General features: G+C 70.5%; 8 protein-coding genes and 1 pseudogene. 3 read left to right on the top strand and 6 right to left on the bottom strand.

Features of this window, described 5'->3' with window-relative positions; translation table 11 throughout:
- Positions 1 to 101 precede the first annotated feature (101 nt).
- Positions 102 to 539 (bottom strand): peptidoglycan-binding domain-containing protein, encoded by a 438-nt coding sequence (locus ACZ7G3_RS17800; protein WP_470926565.1) that lies wholly within the window; start codon positions 537 to 539, stop codon positions 102 to 104.
- Positions 540 to 943: 404 nt separating this feature from the next.
- On the bottom strand, positions 944 to 1303 hold the full coding sequence (locus tag ACZ7G3_RS17795; protein ID WP_470926564.1) for a DUF6463 family protein: 360 nt from the start codon (positions 1301 to 1303) through the stop codon (positions 944 to 946).
- A 244-nt stretch (positions 1304 to 1547) separates the two neighbouring features.
- Here ACZ7G3_RS17795 and ACZ7G3_RS17790 point away from each other — a divergent pair.
- Both ACZ7G3_RS17790 and ACZ7G3_RS17785 read left to right on the top strand, forming a co-directional pair.
- Positions 1548 to 1664 (top strand): annotated as a pseudogene (locus tag ACZ7G3_RS17790) (transcriptional regulator); the annotation flags it as partial.
- The gene (locus ACZ7G3_RS17785) at positions 1661 to 1900 is read left to right on the top strand and encodes a DUF397 domain-containing protein (RefSeq protein WP_470926563.1); all 240 of its coding nucleotides are present in this window, start codon (positions 1661 to 1663) and stop codon (positions 1898 to 1900) included. The pseudogene ACZ7G3_RS17790 and the gene ACZ7G3_RS17785, both read left to right, overlap by 4 nt.
- Here the strand turns inward: ACZ7G3_RS17785 and ACZ7G3_RS17780 are convergent.
- Complete coding sequence (locus tag ACZ7G3_RS17780; RefSeq protein ID WP_470926561.1) at positions 1857 to 3353, bottom strand: carboxylesterase/lipase family protein; 1497 nt, start codon at positions 3351 to 3353, stop codon at positions 1857 to 1859. The two genes, ACZ7G3_RS17785 and ACZ7G3_RS17780, sit on opposite strands and share 44 nt — an antisense overlap.
- 159 nt (positions 3354 to 3512) lie before the next feature.
- Between ACZ7G3_RS17780 and ACZ7G3_RS17775 the strand changes: the two genes are divergently transcribed.
- Entirely contained in the window at positions 3513 to 3851 is a 339-nt protein-coding gene (locus ACZ7G3_RS17775; RefSeq protein ID WP_470926559.1) for an STAS domain-containing protein, read from the top strand.
- Positions 3852 to 3922: 71 nt separating this feature from the next.
- Here ACZ7G3_RS17775 and ACZ7G3_RS17770 read toward each other — a convergent pair whose 3' ends face one another.
- The 3 genes from ACZ7G3_RS17770 to ACZ7G3_RS17760 are packed head-to-tail and all read right to left on the bottom strand — an operon-like array spanning position 3923 to position 6124.
- Positions 3923 to 4837, bottom strand: a complete 915-nt coding sequence (locus tag ACZ7G3_RS17770; RefSeq protein WP_470926557.1) for a glutamate ABC transporter substrate-binding protein — start codon at positions 4835 to 4837, stop codon at positions 3923 to 3925.
- A 25-nt stretch (positions 4838 to 4862) separates the two neighbouring features.
- Positions 4863 to 5666 carry a hypothetical protein gene (locus ACZ7G3_RS17765; protein ID WP_470926555.1) on the bottom strand — a complete coding sequence of 268 codons (804 nt, stop codon included), beginning with the start codon at positions 5664 to 5666 and terminating at the stop codon, positions 4863 to 4865.
- Positions 5663 to 6124, bottom strand: coding sequence for a hypothetical protein (locus ACZ7G3_RS17760; protein ID WP_470926554.1), 462 nt, complete (start codon positions 6122 to 6124; stop codon positions 5663 to 5665). Before ACZ7G3_RS17760 ends, ACZ7G3_RS17765 begins: the two co-directional genes overlap by 4 nt.
- Between the last annotated feature and the right edge of the window lie 94 nt (positions 6125 to 6218).

Below are 6218 nucleotides of genomic sequence, written 5' to 3'. Positions count from 1 at the left end.
CCGCCAAGCCAACCACCCCTCCCCTCGCCCACACTCCCACATGAGAAAACCCCCCCCCCCCCCCCCGCCCCCCCCCCCCCCCCCACCCCGCGTCGGCGCTCCTACTTCTGGTAGCCGATGCGCAGGACACGCCAGGTGTTGGGGCCGACGATGCCATCGGAGGCAAGGCCCACGTCCTTCTGGAAGGCCTTGATCGCCGTCTCGGTAGCAGGGCCGAAGATGCCGTCCTCAGCGCCCGCGTCATATCCCCAGAGATTGTTCACCAGGCACTGGATCTCTTTCACCCGGTCGTGGTACTGGGAACCGTTGTAGTTGATTCCCACTTCCACGTTCCAGGCCCACGAGTACCCCGCCGTGTAGCCGTTGTAGTTCTCGGTGTCCCGGATGTACGGTGACTCGCAATTGAATCCGCTGGCTGCGGTGACGGGCGCGGAAAGCGTCTCCTCACCAGACGCCGCCGCCGAGGCCACTCCGGTCAGCGAGGTGCCGACCAGCAGAGCGGAAAAGGCGGTTATGGTGACTCTTCTGCGCAGTGACATGTGAAGTCTTCCTGTGTCTGACCTGACGGCTGTGGACGGCGAACGACGGGACCCTGTCCGCCGGGCCACAGGAACAATCCCTTCCGCTGCTGTGGTCCACGCCACGCGTCAGGACCGACGCTCGCCACCAACTTCCTCTGCGTCCCGAGGCGTCACTTCGCGAGGCGGTATCGCGCGATCGGCACCCTCGGATCCTGCCACCGGCCACAGACAGAGCCCGATCCCGGAATGGCCGGGGGCGAGCCCATACGGGGCGGGTTCGGGTCCTCCTCGCTGACAAGGGGCCTGGTGAGGGAGTTCCGTTCGGATCTTGCCGGGGTCGCGGGTCTGGCACTCCCATCTGCGGCGTTGTCGTCGACTGCAAGGCACCGTTGCCTGGGTCGGCCTGATCCGAACGACAGCTTCTAACCGCGCAGCGACCTGCGCAGCAGGAGGCCGCCTATACCCGCCAGGGCGGGGAAGCCGCTCTTCGGCATCATCGCGGTGCCCGTCGCACCGACAACGGTCAGAACGACGCCTGCGGCGCGCTGGGCCGGGACGTCCTCGTGTTCCTCCGCGGCCTGCAGCAGCCGCCCGCCCATCCACAGGGCGGGCGCGGCGGCCATGAACCAGAAGGCCGCGGCCCGGTCACCCCGGTCAGGCACGGAGTCGATGAGGCCTTCGCGCGCCATGTCGACGAAGACGTCGCGATAGGTCACCGCCCCGAGGACCCCGTGACCGATGCCGACAACCTGGAGCCAGCGCCCGGCTGAACGTCGCTTCATGGGCTCATCGTACGAATCCGGCGTCCCGTGCGCATGCGACCTCGGGCCGATACCGCCTCCCTCCGACGAGGGATATGGCGAACCCCGGAGACGGATGTGGCCGCCCGGGTGCGCGTGCCGGCATCCGTCCGTGGCGCAGGAGCCACCGGCCTTCCTCAGGCCGGGCCTGGTGCGACCGTGGGGCGAGGTCTGGCCGCGCCGGGTCCCAGGCTTGGGAGGCCGCCGTATCCCGGTTGCCGCCGCGGTCGCTACCCCTGACGAGGTGGCCATTCCTACTCAGAGGTGTGCGATGCTGCGGTCCCAGGCCCTCACGCCCGAGGACACGAGGGGCCTCCTGGGCCGTCTCCTGGGAGAGCAATGAGCAGCACCGAACCGCGATGGTTCAAGTCGAGTTACGGCGGCAGTGACGGCGGCAACTGCATCGAAGTCGCCCACGAGTGGCGCGAGTCCAGCTACAGCGGCAGCGAGAGCGGCGACTGCGTAGAAGTCGCCACCCAACCCACCACCATCCACATCCGCGACTCCAAGACCGACGACCCCACCGCCCCCCACATCACCGTCGGGCCGGCCGTCTGGACCGCATTCCTCGCATGGTGACGTCGGCCTGCCACAGGTCGAACTGGGCGTCGCGCGGGGCGTACACCGTGTGCGCGGCGCCGGTGCCGAAGACCCGCACGGGGTGCGTGGCGTCCCACGCCGCCCAGCCCGGGTCGCCGGACTCGGCGAACCGCACCCACGCCCCGTGCATCTCGTCGGCCAGCTCCTGCGGAGCGCCCTCGCCCGCGAGCCGGCGGGAGTCCGGGGTGTCCCCCGAGTCGAAGACGAAGCCCAGCTCCAGTGCGTGGCAGGCGCCGAGGCCGGGCAGGTTGGACGGCCAGGCGAACTCGTAGACGTACGACGATCCCGGCCGGGCGTCGGCCAGGCGGTGCATCGGCATGCGGAGCAGGTGGTCGGTGACCAGCTGCCCGACGGTCTCGGCGGCGCCCGCGTGCATCGCCCGGTAGCCGCGTACGACCTCGTTGCCGCAGTGGCAGCGGGCGCGGGCGCCCGCCAGGGCCACGGCGCCGAGCCGGTCGACGCGTTCGAGGAGGCCGCCGGGTACCAGCCAGAGCCGGTACTCGTCGCGGGTCCAGCCCATCATCAGGTCGGTGCCGAGCGCGGCCCGGCCCTCGACGAGCGCCTCCAGGGGGTCGCGGGGAACGACGTCCCCGTCGACGACGATCCCGAAGGCGGGTCCGCCGAGTACGGGGCTGCTGAACCTGCCCACGTCGGCCTGGGCGCGCAGCAGCTGGGCCCGGTCGGCGGCGGCGAAGGCCTCGGCGGTGGCGGGGATCCTCAGGCGGGAGGCCATGCGGCGGACCATCCGCCGTACCTTGTCACGGTCGGAGGCCTCCGGTGCCCCGCTCTGCAGCACGGCCCGCCGGAACAGCCCCTGGGCCTGCGGAGCGGCGAGCAGCGCGCCGGTGCTGATCGCACCGGCCGACTGACCGGCGACGGTCACCCGGTCGGGGTCGCCGCCGAAGGCCGTGATCGACTCCCGCACCCACTCCAGGGCGGCGAGCTGGTCGCGCAGTCCGGCGTTCGCGGGGGCGTCCGGGAACAGTCCGTAGCCCTCGATGCCCAGCCGGTAGTTGATCGACACGCAGACCAGTCCGTCGCGGGCGAAGGTGCGGCCGTCGTAGACGGGTACGGCGGAGGAGCCCCTGGTCAGGGCGCCGCCGTGCAGCCAGACCAGGACGGGCAGGCGGGCGCCGGGGTCCGGCTCGGGGGTCCAGACGTTGAGGTTGAGGCAGTCGTCGCCGGGAATCTCCGGGTCGGAGAGGTACTGGGCGAAGGCCTCGGAGTACGGCGGTTTCGGCGCCGTGGGGCCGAAGGAGCCCGCGTCGCGTACTCCGTCCCACGGCTCGGGCGGCACGGGCGGGCGGAACCGGCGGGGCCCGAAGGGAGGCGCCGCGTACGGAATGCCACGGAACACGGCGACGCCGTGCTCGTACCTGCCTCGTACGGCCCCGTACGGCGTACTGACCACGGGGTGTGTCCGGTCTGTCATCACACGCTCACCAGCCCTTCGCCGCGCTGATGGACCGCTCATGCCAGAGCGTCCCGGCGAGCGGATCTATTCCGGGCGTCCCGCTCGGCGCCGCTGAGGGACAATGGCTGAGAGACACTGAAGGCACGTACGCCCGCTTGTGCTGCCGAGGAGGCCGTCGTGAGCGTCGACCCTCATCGCCCCGACCTGTCCCCACCCGTGAGGATCGTGGAGGCCGACGGCCAGCGCGCAGTCCTGGCCTTCTCCGGTGACCTGGACGCCCCCGCGCTGCGCCTACTGGAGGAGCTCCTCCTCGACCACCGTCTGCAACAGCCCAGCACATGGACCCTGGAGATGAGCGACCTGGAGCACATCGACCTGGCCTGTGCCTACGCGCTCCTGCGCGTGGTCACCCGGGCCCCCGAACCGGCCGCCCTCACCGTCCGCGGGGCCCGCCCGGCCGTTCACCGGACCCTGCGGCACGCCGGCCTCGACACCGTCACCGCCTACGAGGAGTAACCGGCCGGCGACCCGTCCGGTAGCCCGTCACCGCGACCGGTCGGGTCTGTCGTCCGGCGCCGGGGTGGCTGTCAGTCGTCCAACTGCGCGTTGCCCGGTTCGTCGCGGCAGGAGTAGGTGTCGATGTCGTCGTCGTTGGGCCTGGCCTTGTCGCGGATGGCCTTGGGGACCTGGGGCAGGTTGTTCTGGAAGTCCTGGTCCCAGTCGTTGCTGCGCGCGTAGTCCATGAGGGCCTGCTGGAGCTTCTTGCAGTCGTCCCGGTGGCCCTTGGCCATGGCGATGCCGTAGTCGTTGAACGGGCCGAACGACAGGCCTTTCCGGACGGTGAGACTGGGATCGTCCTCCATGAATCCGTAGAGGATCAGCTGGTCGGTGGAGACGGCGTCGACCGTCTCCTCCCGCAGTCTTCTGACGCAGTCCCGGGCGTCCGTCTCCGTGACGGTGCGGATGTCGCCGTACGCCTTTCTCTTGAGCTCCGCCGCGGAGGTGGTGCCTTCCCAGACGCAGACGAGCCGTCCGTTGAGGTCGCTGAGGTGCTTGTAGCGTGCGGCGTCCTCGGTCCGTACGAGGACGCCCTGTTGGGTCGAAGCGTAGGGGCCCACGAAGTCGAGTCCCTCGCCGTGTCCCGATTCCGACTTCGGCGTCATCCTGTCCTTCGTGATCGAGTAGGTGGCCGCGATGAGCTGGACGTCTCCCTCGTGCAGGGCGCGGGCTCGGTTCTTGGACAGGACGCCTTCGAAATCGACGGACTCGACGCCCACTCGGTCGAGCACTTCCCGGGCGACCGTGATGTCGAACCCGTTGAACTCGCCGTCGTGGGGTGAGTAGCTCGTGCCCGGCTGGTCGCCCTTGGCGCCGACCTCGATCCTCCCGTCGGCGAGCAGCGAAGGGGGCTCCGAGGAGCAGCCGGCGAGGGCGGCTCCCGCGAGGGCCGCCGCGGTGACCCCGATGCGGATCGTGCGGGAACGACGCCCCGTTTCACTCATGAACGGTCCTCCTGGTCGTCGTGGTTCAGTCGTTGTGCAGCGTTCCGCGAACCTGCGCGAGGCGCATGGAGCAGCCCGTCTCCGGATGTACGGCGACCTCGAACCGGAGTGCCCCCTGGCGCCCGCCGAGGTCGAAGTCGACGGTCGACTGCGCGGGCACCTCCCGCGTGTTCGGGGTGACGCCCGGGGTGGCGGCGGTGATCGTCGCCGTGGTCCTGCCGACGCAGGTGGGTGTGCTCGGATCGTCGTCGACGATGGTCAGCTTCAGTCGCAGCTTGTCCCGTACGTCGCCGAGGGCCGGCCGCGCCATCTCCACCGTGAGTGTGCCGCCGGCGTCGCCCACGGGCTGCGTGCCGCCGATGGACATTTCCACACCGACCTCGCCGGTGCGGTCGACGACCGCCCAGGCGAACGCGCCGCCGAAGGAGCAGAGCAGGGCGGTGCCTACGAGGACGGCGCGGACGATACCGCGCCGCCGTTCGTCGGCGGCCCGCTGCTCGGCGTCGCGGGTCTCCCCGGTCCGGTCGGCCGGGTACAGGGCGGCGGCACCGGCGATCAGCAGGGCGAGGGGCGCGAGGACGTAGAACCACACGTACTGGGTCTGCGGGCCGCCGGGCCAATGGGCTACGGCGTAGACGGCGTAGCCGATGGTCCAGGCGATGACGAGGAAAACGGACAGAGAGGGCCACGTGAGGAGCGCGGAGTGTTTCAACCACCGATTGAACGTGGCGTAGGGACCGACAGTGCCGATCACGATCTGACCGTTGCCGCTGCCGCTGACGTTGCCGACCTCGCAGGTCCCGTCCGCGCCGGGGCCGTCGGAGCTCATCCTCCGTCCCCGTGACGGCTGTCGCCGCCGAAGTCGAAGGTGGCACCGTCCCCCACCGAGCCGATGGCGGCGGAGTTCGGGCCGTGGGCCGTGACGTGGTAGGTGCGGGTGGGCGCCGGTGCGGCTGCCAGGAGGTCCGCCAGGCGGGCCTCGTCCGGACGGCGGTCCCGCTGCTCGCCGAGCCACGCCGTCAGGGCCGCGGCCAGCCGCTGTCGGTCCTCCGGGGAGAGCGCACCGAGCAGCCGGTCGGCGCGCTGTTCGCTGCCGCCCTCGGGGAGGGCGAGCGGGGTGTCCTCGCCGCCGCGGCGGAAGAGTCGGCGGAAGTAGCCCTGGCCCGCGTCGATCGACCCGTCCGTGACGCGCTGTGCGGCGCTCGCCACCATGGCGACGCCCAGGGTTTCGGCCGCCAGCGCGAAGTAGGTGGCGAGCTCGGCGGAGATTTCAGGAAGACTGGTCATGGACGCCCCCGTCAATGGCCTTTAATACACTGCTTCGTTACCGTCAACTTACTTATGGTAAAGGTTGTTGACTTTTCTGACAGGTGTTCCGGTT

Source organism: Streptomyces sp. NPDC037271 (assembly GCF_055603605.1).
This window is presented reverse-complemented; position numbering and strand designations above follow the sequence as displayed.